Genomic DNA, 17,822 nt, shown 5'->3' with positions numbered 1-17,822 from the left:
GGTGGTGAATTTATTCCTGTGCCTGATTTAGATATTACTCTAAGCTATATGGGTAACAAACGTAAAATTGTTATTAATAGCGCCAGTGAGCGTGGTGTAGCAATTGTCGAAAAACTAAATAACAAATAATAATATAGTTAAGGCAGTAATTATCAAATGAGCCGAGGTGTAGTTAAACTCTTTATTTACCTTATGGTTATTACCATAAGCTTGCCGCTGTGGGCCAAAAATACAATTAATAGTGTACGCGTATGGCCGTCCCCTGATAGTACGCGTGTGGTATTTGATTTAAATGATAAGCCTGACTTTAGCTATTTCATGCTTAAAAACCCAAGCCGCTTAGTAATTGATTTAGAAAACACTAGCGAGTTAAAAATACTACCAGGTGTACCACCAAAACATCAAATAGTGAGCAAGCTACGCTACTCAAAACCTAAAAATAAGCACAGTGTTCGGTTAGTGTTTGAATTAAACGCACCAGTAAAGCCAGTTGTATTTGCTTTAGCGCCTACAGGCCCTTATAAAAACAGGCTCGTTGTTGATTTATACAATAAAAGCCAAGCTGCCACAGTTGTTTCTCCTGCTCAAACCGCAGCTAAAAACCGCCAGTTAAGCCAAGAACGCGATATTGTGATTGCAATTGATGCGGGTCATGGCGGCGAAGATCCAGGTTCAATTGGTCCCTCTGGCACGTACGAAAAAACAGTAACACTGCAAATTGCAAAACGTTTAGAGCGCATGATTGATGGCGAACGTGGGATGATTTCGCGCATGGTACGAAGCGGTGACTACTTTGTAAAACTTAATACGCGCACCAATCGTGCTCGTGAAAAAAAGGCCGACTTTTTTGTCTCTATTCATGCTGATGCATTTACGAGCCCGGGACCAAATGGTGCCTCTGTTTGGGTGTTGTCGTTAAGGCGTGCTAATTCAGAGATAGGTAAATGGATAGAAGATAAAGAAAAGCACTCTGAGCTTTTAGGTGGCGCTGCGGATGTAATGAAAGATGCCGCTAACGAAAAATACTTAGCGCAAGCATTACTTGATATGTCGATGGATCACTCTATGAAAACCGGCTTAAACGTAGCTGACGAAGTGGTTAAAGAGCTACGTAAAGTTGCTAAGTTGCATAAGAAAGATCCCCAACATGCGAGTCTTGCTGTACTTAAATCACCAGATATCCCATCAATTTTAGTAGAAACAGGGTTTATATCTAACCCACGAGAAGAAAAGCTGCTTAAAAGTGCTAACCATCAAGAGCGTTTGGCTAAAGCTATATTTACTTCAATTAAAAATTACTATTTAAAAAATCCACCTGATGACTCTTTATTTGCTAAATTAAAGTCGCAATATCCAACAAAGCACAAGGTACGCCCGGGTGAATCTTTAAGTATGTTGGCGAGTCGCTATGGCATTACAGTCACTGAATTAAAACAAGTTAATAAGCTTAGCTCTAATACTTTGTTTATTGGGCAAGAGCTCGATATACCACAAAGTTAGTCATTATTATTAGCGCAATGCTTGCTAGGAAATCTCATGAATATTGAAATATTACCCGCGCGTTTAGCTAACCAAATTGCCGCAGGCGAAGTGGTTGAGCGCCCAGCGTCGGTAGTAAAAGAGCTAGTCGAAAACAGTTTAGATGCTGGCGCTACACGTATTCAGATAGATATAGAGCGTGGCGGTCATAAGCTTATTCGTATACGTGATAACGGTTCAGGGATAAGTAAAGATGAGCTAACGCTCGCGCTTTCTCGTCACGCTACGAGTAAATTAAAATCTCTAGATGACCTTGAAAATATTTGTTCACTTGGTTTTAGGGGAGAAGCGCTTGCGTCAATTAGCTCTGTATCGCGTTTAACGCTGAGCTCAAAACCAAAAGATCAAGAAGCTGCTTGGCAAGCATTTGCAGAAGGTCGCGATATGGCCGTGCAAGTAAAGCCAGTAGCGCACCCTGATGGCACAACCATTGAAGTAAAAGATTTATTTTTTAACACCCCAGCTCGTCGTAAATTCTTGCGTACCGAAAAAACGGAATTTAGCCATATTGATGAGTTGATAAAGCGTATTGCGCTTAGTCGCTTTGATGTCTCTATTACACTAACTCACAACGAAAAAGTAGTAAGGCAGTATCGTGCGAAGACAGATCCCTCTCAGGCTATTACACGTGTAGCGCAAGTTGCAGGTAAGGCTTTTGCTGAGCAAGGTTTGCATATTCAATCAGGAGAGGGTGGCTTACAGCTGCATGGTTGGGTGCTACCTGTAGGTTCAGCTAATACGACTCAGTATACTTATGTTAATAATCGTATGATGCGCGATAAACTTATTCTGCATGCTATACGCCAGGCATTTGAAGAAGTAAGCGGAACACAAGAATTACCCGGTTTTGTCATTTATATTGATATAGACCCTCGGCAGGTTGATGTAAATGTTCATCCAGCTAAGCATGAAGTCCGTTTTCATCAAGGGCGCTTAATTCATGACTTTATATTACAGGCTATTAAGCAAGTGGTAGTGCCGCTGCAAGGTGAGTTTACGAATGAACCGCTTAGCTCTGAGGTGGAATCTGCGCCTGTGTTTATGGGGTCAGCGCATAGTAGTTCTAATGATATAAAAGCGGATGGAGTATTTGATTACCCTAAATCGCAATTACAGCCCTCTTACTCTGGAAGTGCAGGTAGTTCAGCATCAGATACTAGAAGTGTTGGCGGTGGCGGGGCATACCGTGATACACCAAGTACGAGCCATCATGATGTAAACGCGTTTTATCAAGGTGTGAGTGAGCAACACGCTGCGCATTTTGATAATGTAGCAAACATACCCGTAGCACAACACCAGTTAGAGTCTGCGCATAATGTTTTAAAGACAGTTTCAATCATCAGTGTTAATGAAGGTGCGTGTGTATTTAGTGTTGAGCAGCAATTGTATTGCTCACATTTCAAATATGCATTGGTAGATGATTGGCATAATCAAATTAAAGAGTCCGGAGGTTTAGAAGGGAAAGCTCTTTTGCTGCCCGTAAGAGTAAACTTATCAAAAGAAGATTGCTTACTTATAGAAGCTCAGCAATCGTGGTTTACTTTACTTGGTTTTGAACTCGTAATAGAAAAACAGTTTGTAATGGTTAAAAAATTGCCAGCGTGCTTATATTTACTTGATGTAAGTACAGCGATAGGTGAGCTACTTGATGGGTGTAAAGCAGGGCTTGAAAATATAGAGAATTGGTTAGAGTGGCAGATAAAATGTGTACCTCCCCGGTTTTATTTAAGCAATGTGTTTTTAGCGCAACAAATGCGCTTACAAAATAATCCGCAAACTATTGAACGCTTACGCGAAAAAGCAGTTAAAATAGAGCTAAATCACTATTTAATGCAATTAGATTAAGGTATCAGTGTTGAGTAATTTACCAGTCATATTTTTAATGGGTCCAACTGCTGCTGGTAAAACAGCATTGGCAATCTCACTGTGCGAGCATTTAAATACAGAAATAATCAGCGTTGATTCAGCGTTAGTGTATAAGGATATGAACATTGGTACTGCAAAACCCGATGCAGAAGAACTTGCTAAAGCTCCGCATCATCTGATCGACTTACTTGACCCGAGTGAAACATATTCAGTTGCTGATTTTAGGCGCGATGCAGTACAAAAAATTGACGAATTTCATAGACAAGGTAAAGTGCCTGTATTGGTTGGAGGTACAATGTTGTACTTTAAATCTTTAATTGATGGTTTATCGCCTTTGCCTGAAGCAGATACAGTAATAAGATCAGAGCTAGAAGCACAAGCTAAAGAATTTGGCTGGCCTCATTTATATAAAGAATTAGTTAAAGTTGACCCAAAAGCAGCCGAAAAAATAAGTGAGAATGACTCACAAAGAATTAATCGAGCTTTAGAGGTTTACAGGTTAACTGGTAAGACCATGACTGAGTTGCAAAAGCAAAAACAGCCGGCTTTACCTTATACTTTTCATCAATTTGCGATTGCACCGCAAGAACGTAGCGAATTACATCGCCGAATTGAAGAAAGGTTTAAAATAATGATTGATCAGGGGTTTGAAAATGAAGTTTCGACCCTATATCTACGTAAGGATTTACACCCCAATATGCCTTCTATTCGTTGTGTTGGTTATAGACAAATGTGGGATTACCTTGCGGGTGAAACAAGCCATGATGAAATGGTTTTTCGTGGCATCGCAGCAACACGTCAATTGGCAAAACGTCAGTTAACGTGGCTTCGTAGCTGGCCTGATGTTACTTGGTTAACAACGGGTGAAGAAGAAAACTTGCATCGTGTAGTAAGTTCGCTAAGCTAGTAGTAGTTGAATATTGTTTTTTATCAAATAAGTTCAGCCACTTAATTATAATAACACCTAGAACGAAGGAACAATAACATGGCAAAAGGCCAATCGTTACAAGACCCATTTTTGAATGCACTACGACGTGAGCGCATTCCAGTATCAATCTTTTTGGTAAATGGCATAAAATTACAAGGCAAAATTCAGTCATTTGACCAATTTGTTATTTTACTAGAGAACACCGTAAATCAAATGGTTTATAAGCATGCAATTTCAACAGTTGTCCCTGCTCGCGCAGTTAACTTCCAAGCAGTTCAAGGGAGTGAAGACACTGAAGAACCAGAAGCTGGTAACTTTTAATTAGGAGCATAATGTTTGTTTGACCGCTATGAATCCGGCGAACAGGCAATTTTAGTTCATATCGACTTACCTAAAGAAGGGGATCGTGAAGATCTTCATGAATTAGAAATGTTGGTATCTTCTGCTGGTGTTAGTAGTTTGGCGGTTGTGCAAGGCAGCCGTCAAGCACCACATCCGAAACTATTCGTCGGTACCGGTAAAGCAGAAGAAATAGCTGAGATTGTCAAAATCCACAATGCAGATGTCGTAATTTTCAATCATCAACTCAGGCCGTCACAAGAGCGTAATTTAGAGCGTGTTTGTCAGTGTCGTGTGCTTGATAGAACGACGCTAATTCTTGATATTTTTGCCCAACGTGCACGTACCCATGAGGGTAAGCTGCAGGTTGAATTGGCACAACTTCGCCATATGTCGACTCGATTAATTCGGGGCTGGACCCATCTTGAACGCCAAAAAGGCGGGATTGGTTTACGTGGACCTGGTGAAACCCAACTTGAAACAGATAGACGATTACTTCGTGCCCGAATTCAAAATATCCGTGCGCGTTTAGCTAAAGTAGCAGTACAACGCGAACAAGGTAGGCGAGCTCGTACTCGTAACGAAATACCTACGGTATCGTTAGTTGGCTATACCAATGCGGGTAAATCTACATTATTCAATCGAATTACGAATTCAGATGTATATGCGGCTGATCAGTTGTTTGCAACGCTTGACCCGACTCTACGTAAGCTTGAATTAGGTGATGTTGGCCCTGTTATCTTAGCTGATACAGTGGGCTTTATACGCCATTTACCGCACGACTTAGTTGCCGCTTTTAAAGCAACGCTAACTGAAACTCGTGAAGCTGATTTACAGTTACATGTAATTGACGCAGCAGACTCTCGTCTTCAAGAGAATATTGAACAAGTACAATCGGTGCTTAAAGAAATTGAAGCCGATGAAGTACCACAGCTATTAATTTATAATAAAATTGATGCGCTGGATAACGTAAGCCCACGTATTGATCGAGATGACGTAGGCCAACCTATAAGAGTATGGCTTAGCGCTCAGACTGGTGAAGGGTGTGAATTACTTAGCGAAGCTATTAGTGAGCTACTTGCTAAGAAGATGTTTAATGAAACATTATTTCTTACGCCATTGTATGGTCGCTTAAGAGCTGCATTGTTTAGTTTAAATGCAGTACATGAAGAACGCTTTGATGAGCAAGGTAATTGGCTGTTAGATGTTAGAATGCCAATGGTTGAGTGGAATCGTTTAATTAAAGAATTTGGTCCTGAAATTGCTGGTTTTATCAACCGTAATTAAAAATTGACGTTTTAATGTCGGTTTTTGTATGAGAAACGCGGTAGATTTGTTAGATTTAACACAATTTCCTAATTTATTTAGATAACAATGGAGTATAGCTATGGCCTGGAATGAACCGGGTAATAATGGCAATGACAAAGATCCGTGGAATAATAAAGGCGGACGTGATCAAGGCCCACCTGATTTAGACGAGGTGTTCCGCAAGTTTAGTAACAAGTTCGGCGGCTTATTTGGCGGGAAAAAATCCGGCAATGGTAGCGGCGGTGGACTTGGCGGAGCCGGTATTTCATTCATACTTATTATCGCCGTTATTGTATGGGCGTTAAGTGGTATTTATACGGTTAAAGAAGCCGAGCGTGGTGTGGTTCTACAATTTGGTAAATATGACCGAATTGCTGATCCTGGTTTGCGTTGGAAAATGACTTTCATCGAAACGGTAATCCCAGTAGATATTGAAGCAGTTCGTTCATTATCGGCTTCTGGTTTTATGCTTACTGAAGACGAAAACGTAGTGAGCGTTGAGTTTCAGGTGCAATACCGTGTTATTGACCCATACCTTTATGAATTTAGCGTAACTAACGCTGATAGTAGCTTAGAAGAAGCGCTAGACAGTGCACTGCGTTATGTTGTGGGCCATGCAAAAATGGACCAAGTATTAACTAATGGCCGTGAGGTTGTTCGTCAAAATACATGGGATGAGCTTAATAAGATTATCGAACCATATAACTTAGGTTTAATTGTTACTGACGTGAACTTTAAAGACTCTCGTCCACCAACTGAAGTTAAAGATGCATTTGATGATGCAATTGCTGCACAAGAAGATGAAGAACGTTTCATCCGTGAAGCAGAAGCATATGCTCGTGAAATTGAACCGCGTGCTCGTGGTCAAGTAACGCGTATGACTCAAGAAGCGGAAGGTTACCAAGAGCGTATTACATTAGAAGCACAAGGTGAAGTAGCTCGTTTTGAAAAGCTATTACCTGAATATCAAGCAGCTAAAGAAGTTACTCGTGAGCGCTTATACATTGATGCAATGGAAGAAGTGTTAGGCAGTAGTTCTAAAATATTGGTTGATGTTAAAGGCGGTAATAATATGCTTTATTTACCACTTGATAAGATCATGGATAAGCAAGGGACAGCAACACGTGTTGCACTTCCAAGCTCTAGTGATATTCAAGATTTACGCAATAAAGTAAATACGTCGCGCAATAGCTCTGTTAATAGTGGCAATGACCGCTTTAACAACGACCGCTTCAATGATGGGAGATAATCATAATGAAAAACTTTAGTTTAGTAATACTATTAGCTGCCATTGTTATGTCTTTCTCATCGGTATTTGTTGTACCTGAAGGGCAAAAAGCAATTGTAATGTTATTCAGTAAAGTACAAAAAGACAGCGACGATCAAGCGATTGTATATGGCCCAGGCCTACAATTTAAAGTTCCATTTTTTAGCCAAGTACGTCGTATTGATGCACGTATTCAAACGCTAGATGGTGCGCCAGATCGCTTTGTTACTAGCGAGAAAAAAGACTTAATTGTTGATTCGTTTGTAAAATGGCGCGTTAATGACTTTAGTGCTTTTTACTTACGTGCTCGTGGCGATAAGCAATATGCTGAAACGCTACTTAAGCAAAAAGTAAACAATGGTCTTCGTACAAACTTTGGTACACGTACAATTCGCGAAATTGTATCAGGTGAGCGTAGCGAGTTGATGGAAGAAGCGTTAGTACAAGCTTCTGAAAGTGCACGTGAGCTAGGTATTGAAGTACTAGACGTACGTGTTAAGCAAATCAACCTACCACAAGAAGTGAGTAGCTCTATTTACCAACGTATGCGCGCTGAGCGTACTGCGGTTGCAAAAGAGCACCGCTCTGAAGGTCAGGAAAAAGCAGAGACTATTCGTGCGGGAGTTGACCGTCGAGTAACTGTAATGCTTGCTGATGCTGAGCGTAATGCACGTTCTGTACGTGGTCAAGGCGATGCTGATGCTGCAGGCATTTATGCTAATGCGTACAACAAAGACCCTGAGTTCTTTAGTTTTGTACGTTCGCTGGAAGCTTACAAAAAGACTTTTAAAGATAAGCAAGATGTTATGGTGCTTTCACCAGATAGCGACTTCTTCCAATATATGAAAGGCGCTAAAGCTCAATAGACTTTACGTTAATTATTTAAAAGTTAAAAAGCCTCGCATTTGCGGGGCTTTTTGTTAAATACAAACTAGTGCGTTAAATCACTGTTATTTATGTGGTTATTGGTCAATATTTGGATATAACAATTGCCCGCAGAAAAAATAAGCTGAACAGGGGTGATCTTTACTTTAGTTTTCTGGTAAAATCTCGTCCTAATTTTCTCTAAGTGAATTTACGATGGGTAAAAACGTTGTTGTATTAGGCACCCAATGGGGTGACGAAGGAAAGGGTAAGGTAGTTGATCTCCTTACAGACAAAGCATCTTTAGTAGTTCGTTATCAAGGTGGCCACAATGCGGGTCATACTTTAGTTATCGAAGGTGAAAAGACGGTTCTACACCTTATTCCATCGGGTGTATTACGTGACAATGTTAAATGTGTGATTGGTAATGGTGTAGTTTTATCACCAGAAGCGCTAATGAGAGAAATTGGCATGCTTGAAGAGCGCGGCGTACCAGTACGCGAGCGTCTTTTAATAAGTGAAGCATGTCCGCTAATCTTGCCTTTCCATGTTGCATTAGATGTAGCCCGCGAAACAGCTCGTGGCGATAAGCCTATTGGTACAACTGGCCGTGGAATCGGTCCTGCGTACGAAGATAAAGTAGCACGTCGTGGTTTACGCGTAGGCGATTTATTTAATCCTGAAGTATTTGCAGCTAAATTAAAAGAAGTGCTTGAGTACCACAACTTCACTTTAGTTAACTACTACAAAGTAGATGCTGTCGATTTCCAAAAAACGTTTGATGATGCAATGGCTGTTGCTGATATCTTAAAAGCAATGGTTGTAGATGTAACTGAGCTTTTAGATCAAACGCGTTTAGCAGGCGAAAACATTTTATTTGAAGGTGCACAAGGTACGTTACTTGATATAGATCACGGTACTTACCCTTATGTAACATCTTCAAATACTACAGCTGGTGGCGTTGCTACTGGTGCAGGTTTTGGTCCATTAAACCTTGATTACGTTTTAGGTATTATTAAAGCGTACACTACACGTGTTGGTTCAGGTCCTTTCCCTACAGAGCTTTACGACGGTCTTGAGAAACAAGATCCAGTTGGTAAGCACTTAGGTGATAAAGGCCATGAGTTTGGCGCTACAACAGGTCGACTTCGTCGTACTGGTTGGTTAGATGCAGTGGCTATGCGCCGTGCGGTTCAAATCAACAGTATTTCAGGTTTTTGTTTAACTAAGCTTGATGTTTTAGATGGCTTAGAAACGCTTAAAATCTGTATTGGTTACAAGCTTGAAGATGGCACAGTTACTAACGTAACACCATTAGCAGCTGAAGGTTACGATAAAGTAACGCCAGTATACGAAGAAATGCCAGGTTGGTCAGAAAACACTGTTGGTGTAACGAGTCTTGACGGTTTACCAAAAGCTGCGATTGACTACATCAAGCGTATTGAAGAAATTACGGGTGTTCCAATTGATATTATTTCTACAGGTCCAGACCGCGTGGAAACTATGGTACTTCGCAACCCGTTTGCGTAATTACCATTAGATTAAAAAAAGCTGCCTAGTGCAGCTTTTTTTGTATCTAAAATTCACCTTGGAACGATCTTTGTATATATTTTAATAAGTTTATTTTTATAAGTGGTGAGCATGCGTTTATTTTACCGTAATTGCGTATTAAGGCTTTCATTAATTCCACTGTCTTTATTTATAGCAACCAACAGCTTAGCTACAGAAAGCCCTGCTGCTGTACCGCTGTATACAGAATCTGAGCTAATTGCGTTAATAAATAAAAATACGCATTTAGCGCGGGTGAAGGCAGATGATTGCCAGTTAGTGCAAGATATAGAAGCACGAGCCAATAAAATGGCATTGCCGTCTTATCAATTTTTATACGGCGATATGCTGGCTTATAACGTGTGCGTGGATCGTAATGTAGAGTTAGGTGTGTATTACATGCGAAAAGCGGCTGAGCAAGGCTTAGCGGCAGCGCTAGAGCAGTTAGGGCGTTACTACGACACCGGGCGTTTAGTTCAGCAAGATAAAGCAATGGCAATTACGTATTTGCGTGAAGCGTCGTCGCAAGGCAATTTAAAAGCACAACTACGTTTGGTTAAATTATTTAATGATGGCTATGGCAGCCCGCGTGATTTTGAAGATGCATACCGCTGGCTATTTAATTCTATGGTGGCAGATAAAGCGACTCATAAAAAAATTGAGCGAGCGTTGACTAAGTTAGCGCAAAAAATGCCAGATAGTGTGGTTGCGCGAGCTCGTCTTCCTATTTAATGGCTCTTAAAAAACAAAACCCTAACTTTTTAAGTTAGGGTTTTTGAGTTTTTACTACCTGTAAAAGTGTTTAACTTTCTTCTTTAGCCTTTGTTTGCGGGTCTTTTAAGACCGACATTTTAGGCGGCTGTAATGCAACAACACGCTCGCCTTCTTGCGGCGGTTTTTCCATGTTAATTGTAAATGGTCTTAGCTTAATTGGCGTATCGTCGTCGCTGTCTTTATCACCTTTAAGAATAAACAAAGGGATAGCCTCAGGGTTCATTTCTAGGTATTGCTCCCAGCTAAACTCATCCGAGATACGTGTTGAACTAACCTTACCGCCTTTAGCTATAATACTGCTCAAACGTGCGTATGAGCCTTCGTCGCCAAACAGTATTTGTCTAGATAAAAACGTTGCACTGTCTTTATTTGCTTTAGCATGCGACGTTGATGAGCGAAGCGAAAATACATTTTTTTCATTAAGTAAATGCGAAAAGTATTGAACGCCTAGCGCATTATGATGACGGTTTGGCGATAGCGCTAAGACACTGCGAATAGTTGTTAGAGGTAAGTAGCGTTCAGCATGCTCTGATTGCGGGTTACCATAATAACAAGCTAAGCCATCCATACGTGCCATTCTGCAGTTTTCCCATGCAGGATCTGAAAGGTGAACCGGAATATTCTGCTCTTGTAAGCCACGTCCAATTGCACGCGATACATGGTTTGCACCAATAATTAATATTGTGTTTGGCGATGGTTGGCGTACACCTAATAGCTTGGCAACAGGGATGGCTGTTAAGCTTTGCAGCACAACCGTAATGATGATCACCGTAAATATAAGTGGCACCATTTTTTCAGCATCAGCAACGCCAGCTTCCATCATACTTAGTGCAAATACCGACCCAACGGCTGCGGCAACTATACCGCGTGGAGCAATCCAGGCAAGTACCAAGCGAGACTTCATTGGTAAGTCAGTACCAAAGGTCGAAATAGCAATACACAGTGGGCGTGCAACAAAAAGCACAATAGCTAAAAATATAAATACATCGCTGTCGAGCATCATCAAATCAGAAAGCTGTAAACGTGCTGCAAGTAAAATAAACAGCGTTGATATTAATATCATCGACAAGTCTTCTTTAAACTCAAGTACAGAATCTATTTCTAAATCGTCTTGGTTCGCAAGCCAAATACCAAATACAGTTACTGCTAATAAGCCTGATTCATGGCTTAAATAGTTTGATACAGAAAAACTAATAAGGACTAGTGCTAAAATTCCAAACTTATGTAATTCAAATGGCAGCCACTCGCGACGCATTAATAGGGTTGTTAGCCAACCTGCAGCAACACCAATACTTAAACCAACACCCAGGGTTTTAACTAAAGCAATAATAGTATGACTAAATACTTCGCCTTGGCCTACAAGCATTACAGCTTCAAATACCAATACAGCAAATAATGCGCCAATTGGGTCTATTACAATACCTTCCCAGCGAAGTATGCGGTCTATGTCTTGTGTTGGACGCATTGAGTTTAATAGCGGTGCTATAACGGTAGGGCCAGTAACAACGAGTACTGCGCCTAGTACCGCAGCAACCCGCCAATTGAGCTCAAGCAACCAGTAGGCGCTTAAGCTAATAATAATGCAGGTAGTAAGCATACCGATTGAGCAGAGATTCCTTACAACTTTTCCTATCCCTTTTAATTCTCTGAAATGCAGAGTTAAGGAACCTTCAAATAAAATGATGGCAACGCTTAGTGATACTACTGGAAACAGTAAATCACCTAACAATGCATCAGGGTCTAAAACACCACTAAATGGTCCAAGTAAAAGACCAGTAAGCAATAAAAAAAGAATAGCGGGTACTCTAAAAGCCCACGCGACCCATTGGGCAAGCACAGAGCAAAGTGCGATACCGGCTATGTAAATTGCTGACATAGATTAAGAATTCCTTATTTATGACGATATGTTTAGAAAGTATAACTTTTGTTAATTATTAATACAGGGGTATACACCGGAAACTGAAATATTACTAATCAATTTTAGCTGCTTATAAAAGATTAGTAGGCTTAAATTATTTAGCGAGAACTTAGCCACCTTATTTTGAAGTGTATTAATTGTTTAATTTATTGAATTTTAATAACAATATAAAGGATATGAGTGTTTCGTATTAACTTAGTTCGAATTTTAACCTTGATTTTAAAGGGATATTTGGTGTATTATACTTCGTGTTCTAATAATTAGTCATCTAACGAAGTTTATTGAAGATAAAACAGGCTTGTTAATCTTAACGTCATTTTTAATCTTTATAATCATGTGTTAGTGATGTTTCTAGTATTAGAGCATTACAAAATATCATTTGCCGAATTCTTGGTATGGTTTTGCCAAACAAGTTTATTTAATTATTTAAGTAAATAAAGGTTTGAGTTGAACTATTACTTTCAATATTTAGCCCCCATCGTGGCGGTTAAATCTCGGTCCTTTGGTCTTCACCCTATCTGTTGGTGTATCAGACTTTAGAGGCTCTATGTATGTTGTTAATAAAAAAGCCACACACAGCTTTTTACAGCGATGCATAAACAACACTTTTAAATTTTTTGATTAGTGCTGCTCAATATTATTGGGTTGTTGCTACTTTTACTTAACCTCAAATCTAAGCTTCTTGTTTTAGATATGGTTTTTGCGTGTGTGTAAAAAAGTGTTGCCTAAATGAAAAGAAAAATTCGAAGCTATGTTTTAAACCTAGCTACTTAGTTTTAGCTCGTCTAATTAAGATGAGCGCAGATAAAATGGAAAGTTGAGCATTTATGCAAAAGTTAAATTGGCGACGTATCGTACTTAAAGTAGGTAGTGCATTAATTGCACCAGATCAAGATGGCTGCCGTTCGCGTTACATATTAACCATCGCACAGTTCATTGTTCGTTGTCGTGCCCGTGGAATCGAGGTGATTTTAGTATCATCGGGTTCTGTAGCGGCTGGAGCGCATTTATTCCCATCAGACAAACCTCGCTCCGTGGTGATGAAAAAAGCAATGGCAGCGGCAGGCCAAACAGAAATGATCGCCATGTGGGACCGCTTTTTTGACTTTCCATCTGCGCAACTATTATTAACGCACGGCGATTTACGTGACCGCGAGCGTTACCAAAGTATTCGCGAAACAGTGTTTACTTTGCTTGAGCATGGTGTTTTTCCTATCATTAATGAAAATGATGCTGTAACTACCGACGACTTAAGAGTGGGTGATAACGACAACTTATCAGCAATGGTCGCAGCAGCAGCCGATGCCGATGCTTTATTAATATTCTCAGACGTTGATGGGTTATATGATAAAAACCCTAACTTACATGATGATGCGGTGTTACTGCCTGAAATAAAATCAATTGATGAATCTATTTATGCTATGGCAGGATGTGCTACAAGTGCTGTTGGTACTGGTGGCATGAAAACCAAAATAGAAGCGGCAGAAAAAGCAACGTCACATGGTATCGCGACTTATATTATAAACGGCTTTAAAGAAGAAACATTTACGAAACTGCTAGCTGGGGAAAATCCTGGTAGCGTATTTTTACCGTACGAAAAACCGATGCAAGATTCTGTACATTGGATGACACACACAGCAAATGAGCAAGGTGAAGTTGTTGTTGATGGATCATTTGATGAATCCCTTGAAGGTGAAAGTGGATGTATTCGCGGTGATGAAATCATGGAAGTCCATGGTGAATTTGCTGTTGGTGATACCATTTTAGTACGTAGTGAAGACGGTACGCGTTTAGCTAAAGCGACCGCAAATTATAGTAGCTGTTTGTTAAACTTTATTGCAGACAACGAACAGAGTGAATTCAGCGAAAAAATGCAGGATTCAATTGGACCAGTTATATCTGAAAAACATATCGCATTATTGGAGAAGTCATGAGCTTAATTACGGACATTTCACGCCAGACAGCTAAAGCTGCCCATACACTTGCTTTACTCGACACCGAGACTAAAAATCAAGTACTAGTTGAAATGGCAGCGGCACTAAGAGAGCAAAAAGCATTTATAATTAAAGAAAACGAGAGTGACCTAAGCGCAGCACGCGACAATAACTTAGCAGCCTCAATGATAGACCGCTTAACGTTAAACGATGAGCGCATTGAAGCAATGGCAGAAGGCATTGAAGTAATAGTAAGCCTAGATGATCCTGTTGGTCAGCTACGTGATATCACAGAGCGTCCAAATGGCATTAAAATTCGTAAAATGCGCGTACCTCTTGGCGTTGTGTGTATGATTTATGAAGCACGCCCAAATGTAACAGCAGACGCTGGCGCATTGTGTTTTAAATCAGGTAATGGCGTTATTTTACGTGGCGGTAAAGAAGCACTTAAAAGTTCGCAAGCTATCGCAAGTGTAATGCACAGCGTACTTGAAAAGCATAACTTACCAGTATCACTTATTTCAGTGATCCCAGATCCAGACCGTGCACTATTAATGGAATTGATGCAGCAACGTGAAAGCATTGATTTAATAATTCCACGTGGCGGTGAAGGCTTAATTAACTTTGTTACCGAAAACAGTACGATCCCAGTAATTCAGCATTACAAAGGCGTTTGTCATCTATATGTAGATAAAGATGCTGATCTTGAAATTGCGCTTAACTTACTACTTAACGGTAAAACGCAACGTACGGGTGTTTGTAATGCACTTGAGGGCTTAGTAGTTCATCAAGATGTTGCAGATGAGTTTTTAAATCTTTGCGCAGTTGTATTACGCCAAGAAGGTGTAAAAATAAATGCCGACAGCTTTGCAGCTAAATATTTTGATAATGCAACTGTGTTAGCCGATAACGAATTTGGTGAAGAATACCTAGACCTTGAAATTGCTATTCGTGTGGTGCCAACTTTCAGCGCTGCTGTGGATCATATCGCTCAGTTTGGTTCCAACCATACTGAAGTGATTTGTACTAAGAACACAGCTGCTGCAGAGTTATTCCAGCGTAGTGTTGACGCTTCTGTAGTAATGGTTAACACATCATCTCGCTTTTCTGATGGCTCACAACTGGGTTTAGGTGCAGAGATTGGTATAGCAACCTCTAAGCTTCATGCGTACGGTCCGATGGGTCTTGAATCACTGACCACAGAAAAGTATTTAGTTAATGGAGTAGGCCAAGTTCGCGAGTAACTGCAAACTTAGGTTTATAAAAAGCCGAGCATATTCATGCTCGGCTTTTTAGTTTGTAAATTACGTAACGGTTATTTTAATTTATCAAGCCAATCGCTTGCAGGTTCAGGTCTATGTAAATAGTAGCCTTGAAGAATAACTTCTGGATATTCCTGCAATAAACCAAAGTGGGATTGGTTCTCTACGCCTTCAGCTACAATCTCTAACTCGAATAAACGGCCTAAGCTTACAATCATATCAATAATTAACTTATCGTTATTATCAGTCGGTGCTTCCAATACAAAAGAGCGGTCAATTTTTAGCTCCTGTATGGGTAATTGTTTTAGATAAGTTAAACTCGAATACCCAGTACCAAAGTCATCAATAGATACCCTAATACCTAGCTTCTTGAGACAATGAACAGCCTCAATAGCCGCTTCCATATGATTAAGCAATGTCCCTTCAATTATCTCAATAGTGAGTTGCTGAGGATTAATGCTATGTTGCTTTATTTGTTGGCTAATAAAGCTTAAAAAACGAGCTTCATGAAAGTGCCTGCCGCTTATATTAATCGATAAATTTAACTCAGGGTGAGTTTTACTAAGTTGCGTTAATATTTCAAGTGCATTTGAAGTTACCCAGCAATCTAAGTCATAAATTATATCTGATTCTTCGGCTATAGATATAAACTCACCTGGGCTAATAAAGCCTTTTTGGGGATGCTCCCATCTTAATAAAACCTCAGCTCCTTTAAGGGTTTGGCTTCGATCAAATTGGGATTGTAAATATAGGGATAGCTCATTATTTGAGATAGCTTTGCGTAAATCTTGCTCTATTTCAAAACGACGTTTTGCTTGCTCGCCAAACGAAGTATCAAAAAAGGTAACTCTATTACCGCCTTTCTCTTTTGCCTTGTAACAAGCTGCCTCACAGTTACGAATAGTTTCAATAGCGCTTTCCCACTGATCTTCTCGAGGAAAAATATACGTGCCAATACTTACCGTTAAGCTAACGTCTTGCTCACCTACCTTAAAAGGATGGTTTACACTTATAAGCAGCTCTTGAGCTTTATTTTCTGCCATAGCTTGGGCTCTAACTCTGCCAACGCCTTTTTCAACTGTACACAGTACTGCAAATTCATCACTGCCTAAGCGAGCAATAACATCTTTTTTACTCACCTTAGAATGAATTCGTTTAGTTAATTCTTTTAAAATGTTATCGCCAGCAAGTAGGCCTAATCCATCATTTATTGAGTGGAAGCTGTCTATGTCAATAATATAAATATAGGCATAACTATTTTCGGTACTACAAACCTGAAGTTGCTGCTCTAACTGTTTTAAAAAGCCATTTCGGTTTGGCAAACCTGTAAGCTCATCATGCCATGTGAGGTAGTGAATTCTTTCTTGTGTTACTTTAACGCTCGAAATGTCACTAAACACACCAATATAATGCACATTAGTATCTTGATCGCCTTTAACCATACTTAGAGTCAGTAGCTCAGGGTAAAGCTCGCCATTTTTGCGTCTGGTTACAAGTTCTCCACTCCAATATCCAGCTTGATTCGCATGCTCCCATACTTGATCAAAGCTAATACTAGGGTGGTTATTTTGTTTAATGTCGTGCAACTGCATTTGCAGGGAGTCAGATTCACAGTAACCGGTTATACGGCAAAATGAAGGGTTTACGGCTATAATTTTGCCATTACTATCGGCAATAACAACACCATCAGCGGTTCCCGTTAGGGCTTGATAAAATAACTTTTGTTTTGAAGAGAGCTCTTTTAATTCTTCTTCACGCTGGCTTAGTTCTTTCGCCAGTGACTCTATTTCAAGTAGCTTATCGTGTAGGTCAAAGTTTTTTTCTATAAGCCTATCAAGCATGCCCTGTGCGGTAATATGGGTACGGATACGTGCTCTAACGAGCGCTAGCTTGTAAGGTTTGTGTATGTAGTCAATTGCGCCCATCGCGAAGCCTTTTTCTTCAGACTCTTCTTCTGTAAGCGCTGTTACAAATATGACAGGGATCCCTTTGGTATTTTGTTTCGCTTTGAGTATATTACATACTTCGTAGCCGTCCATGCCTGGCATCATTATGTCTAATAAAATCAAGTCAGGCCGAGTTGACTCAATAAAGATCAAAGCCTGCTCACCACTAGTAGAAATACGTACATCGTAGTCAGTTAAAAGTCCTTCTACTAATACGTGTAAATTACTAGGTTCGTCATCAACAATAAGAATTAAAGGTTTATGCTTTTGTTCTGTGGTTAATCCATTACTGTTTGCGAGGTAATTTGAATGCACTATCTGTCCTTCTC

General features: G+C 40.0%; 13 protein-coding genes and 1 pseudogene. 12 read left to right on the top strand and 2 right to left on the bottom strand.

Annotated elements, in window-relative coordinates; genetic code table 11:
• From QL998_RS14310 to QL998_RS14265, 10 genes and pseudogenes are all read left to right on the top strand, one after another.
• A pseudogene (locus QL998_RS14310) lies at nucleotides 1-129 on the top strand (tRNA (adenosine(37)-N6)-threonylcarbamoyltransferase complex ATPase subunit type 1 TsaE); the annotation flags it as partial.
• A gap of 27 nt (nucleotides 130-156) precedes the next feature.
• Nucleotides 157-1,500 carry an N-acetylmuramoyl-L-alanine amidase gene (locus QL998_RS14305; protein WP_024597271.1) on the top strand — a complete coding sequence of 448 codons (1,344 nt, stop codon included), beginning with the start codon at nucleotides 157-159 and terminating at the stop codon, nucleotides 1,498-1,500.
• A gap of 36 nt (nucleotides 1,501-1,536) precedes the next feature.
• A complete protein-coding gene (gene mutL, locus QL998_RS14300; RefSeq protein WP_290192925.1) occupies nucleotides 1,537-3,384 on the top strand; it encodes a DNA mismatch repair endonuclease MutL in 1,848 nt (615 codons plus the stop codon).
• A 10-nt stretch (nucleotides 3,385-3,394) separates the two neighbouring features.
• The gene (miaA, locus tag QL998_RS14295; protein WP_290192924.1) at nucleotides 3,395-4,312 is read left to right on the top strand and encodes a tRNA (adenosine(37)-N6)-dimethylallyltransferase MiaA; all 918 of its coding nucleotides are present in this window, start codon (nucleotides 3,395-3,397) and stop codon (nucleotides 4,310-4,312) included.
• A gap of 78 nt (nucleotides 4,313-4,390) precedes the next feature.
• Nucleotides 4,391-4,654 carry an RNA chaperone Hfq gene (hfq, locus tag QL998_RS14290; RefSeq protein ID WP_007586402.1) on the top strand — a complete coding sequence of 88 codons (264 nt, stop codon included), beginning with the start codon at nucleotides 4,391-4,393 and terminating at the stop codon, nucleotides 4,652-4,654.
• 15 nt (nucleotides 4,655-4,669) lie between these two features.
• Nucleotides 4,670-5,959 carry a ribosome rescue GTPase HflX gene (hflX, locus tag QL998_RS14285; protein ID WP_154903612.1) on the top strand — a complete coding sequence of 430 codons (1,290 nt, stop codon included), beginning with the start codon at nucleotides 4,670-4,672 and terminating at the stop codon, nucleotides 5,957-5,959.
• Nucleotides 5,960-6,059: 100 nt separating this feature from the next.
• Nucleotides 6,060-7,229, top strand: a complete 1,170-nt coding sequence (hflK, locus tag QL998_RS14280) for an FtsH protease activity modulator HflK (RefSeq protein WP_010554352.1) — start codon at nucleotides 6,060-6,062, stop codon at nucleotides 7,227-7,229.
• A 5-nt stretch (nucleotides 7,230-7,234) separates the two neighbouring features.
• Nucleotides 7,235-8,113, top strand: a complete 879-nt coding sequence (gene hflC / locus QL998_RS14275) for a protease modulator HflC (protein ID WP_182194459.1) — start codon at nucleotides 7,235-7,237, stop codon at nucleotides 8,111-8,113.
• Nucleotides 8,114-8,327: 214 nt separating this feature from the next.
• Nucleotides 8,328-9,641: an adenylosuccinate synthase gene (locus QL998_RS14270; protein ID WP_007586409.1), complete on the top strand. Its 1,314-nt coding sequence runs from the start codon at nucleotides 8,328-8,330 to the stop codon at nucleotides 9,639-9,641.
• Between the two features lie 111 nt (nucleotides 9,642-9,752).
• Nucleotides 9,753-10,391 carry an SEL1-like repeat protein gene (locus tag QL998_RS14265; RefSeq protein ID WP_007586412.1) on the top strand — a complete coding sequence of 213 codons (639 nt, stop codon included), beginning with the start codon at nucleotides 9,753-9,755 and terminating at the stop codon, nucleotides 10,389-10,391.
• Nucleotides 10,392-10,461: 70 nt separating this feature from the next.
• Here QL998_RS14265 and QL998_RS14260 read toward each other — a convergent pair whose 3' ends face one another.
• Nucleotides 10,462-12,309, bottom strand: coding sequence for a sodium:proton antiporter (locus tag QL998_RS14260; protein ID WP_007586413.1), 1,848 nt, complete (start codon nucleotides 12,307-12,309; stop codon nucleotides 10,462-10,464).
• Nucleotides 12,310-13,178: 869 nt separating this feature from the next.
• Here QL998_RS14260 and proB point away from each other — a divergent pair.
• Together proB and QL998_RS14250 are read left to right on the top strand one after the other, a co-directional pair.
• A complete protein-coding gene (gene proB, locus QL998_RS14255) occupies nucleotides 13,179-14,285 on the top strand; it encodes a glutamate 5-kinase (protein WP_010554355.1) in 1,107 nt (368 codons plus the stop codon).
• A complete protein-coding gene (locus QL998_RS14250; RefSeq protein WP_154903609.1) occupies nucleotides 14,282-15,529 on the top strand; it encodes a glutamate-5-semialdehyde dehydrogenase in 1,248 nt (415 codons plus the stop codon). The genes proB and QL998_RS14250 overlap by 4 nt, the downstream gene beginning before the upstream one ends.
• Nucleotides 15,530-15,600: 71 nt before the next feature.
• On the opposite strand, the gene QL998_RS14245 is transcribed toward QL998_RS14250, so the two are convergent.
• Nucleotides 15,601-17,808, bottom strand: a complete 2,208-nt coding sequence (locus tag QL998_RS14245) for an EAL domain-containing protein (RefSeq protein WP_024605616.1) — start codon at nucleotides 17,806-17,808, stop codon at nucleotides 15,601-15,603.
• Between the last annotated feature and the right edge of the window lie 14 nt (nucleotides 17,809-17,822).

Origin of the sequence: Pseudoalteromonas sp. APC 3691 (assembly GCF_030408135.1) — a bacterium.
GTDB lineage: Bacteria > Pseudomonadota > Gammaproteobacteria > Enterobacterales > Alteromonadaceae > Pseudoalteromonas.
The sequence above is the reverse complement of the archived record's forward strand: the minus strand, read 5'-3'. Positions and strand labels throughout refer to the sequence as shown.

Excerpts from the sequence above, each read along its gene's own strand:
- QL998_RS14270 (WP_007586409.1), top strand. The coding sequence starts at position 8,328 with ATGGGTAAAAACGTTGTTGTATTAGGCACCCAATGGGGTGACGAAGGA.
- proB (WP_010554355.1), top strand. The coding sequence starts at position 13,179 with ATGCAAAAGTTAAATTGGCGACGTATCGTACTTAAAGTAGGTAGTGCA.
- hflK (WP_010554352.1), top strand. The coding sequence starts at position 6,060 with ATGGCCTGGAATGAACCGGGTAATAATGGCAATGACAAAGATCCGTGG.
- hfq (WP_007586402.1), top strand. The coding sequence starts at position 4,391 with ATGGCAAAAGGCCAATCGTTACAAGACCCATTTTTGAATGCACTACGA.
- QL998_RS14305 (WP_024597271.1), top strand. The coding sequence starts at position 157 with ATGAGCCGAGGTGTAGTTAAACTCTTTATTTACCTTATGGTTATTACC.
- QL998_RS14260 (WP_007586413.1), bottom strand. The coding sequence starts at position 12,309 with ATGTCAGCAATTTACATAGCCGGTATCGCACTTTGCTCTGTGCTTGCC.
- QL998_RS14265 (WP_007586412.1), top strand. The coding sequence starts at position 9,753 with ATGCGTTTATTTTACCGTAATTGCGTATTAAGGCTTTCATTAATTCCA.
- QL998_RS14250 (WP_154903609.1), top strand. The coding sequence starts at position 14,282 with ATGAGCTTAATTACGGACATTTCACGCCAGACAGCTAAAGCTGCCCAT.
- mutL (WP_290192925.1), top strand. The coding sequence starts at position 1,537 with ATGAATATTGAAATATTACCCGCGCGTTTAGCTAACCAAATTGCCGCA.
- hflC (WP_182194459.1), top strand. The coding sequence starts at position 7,235 with ATGAAAAACTTTAGTTTAGTAATACTATTAGCTGCCATTGTTATGTCT.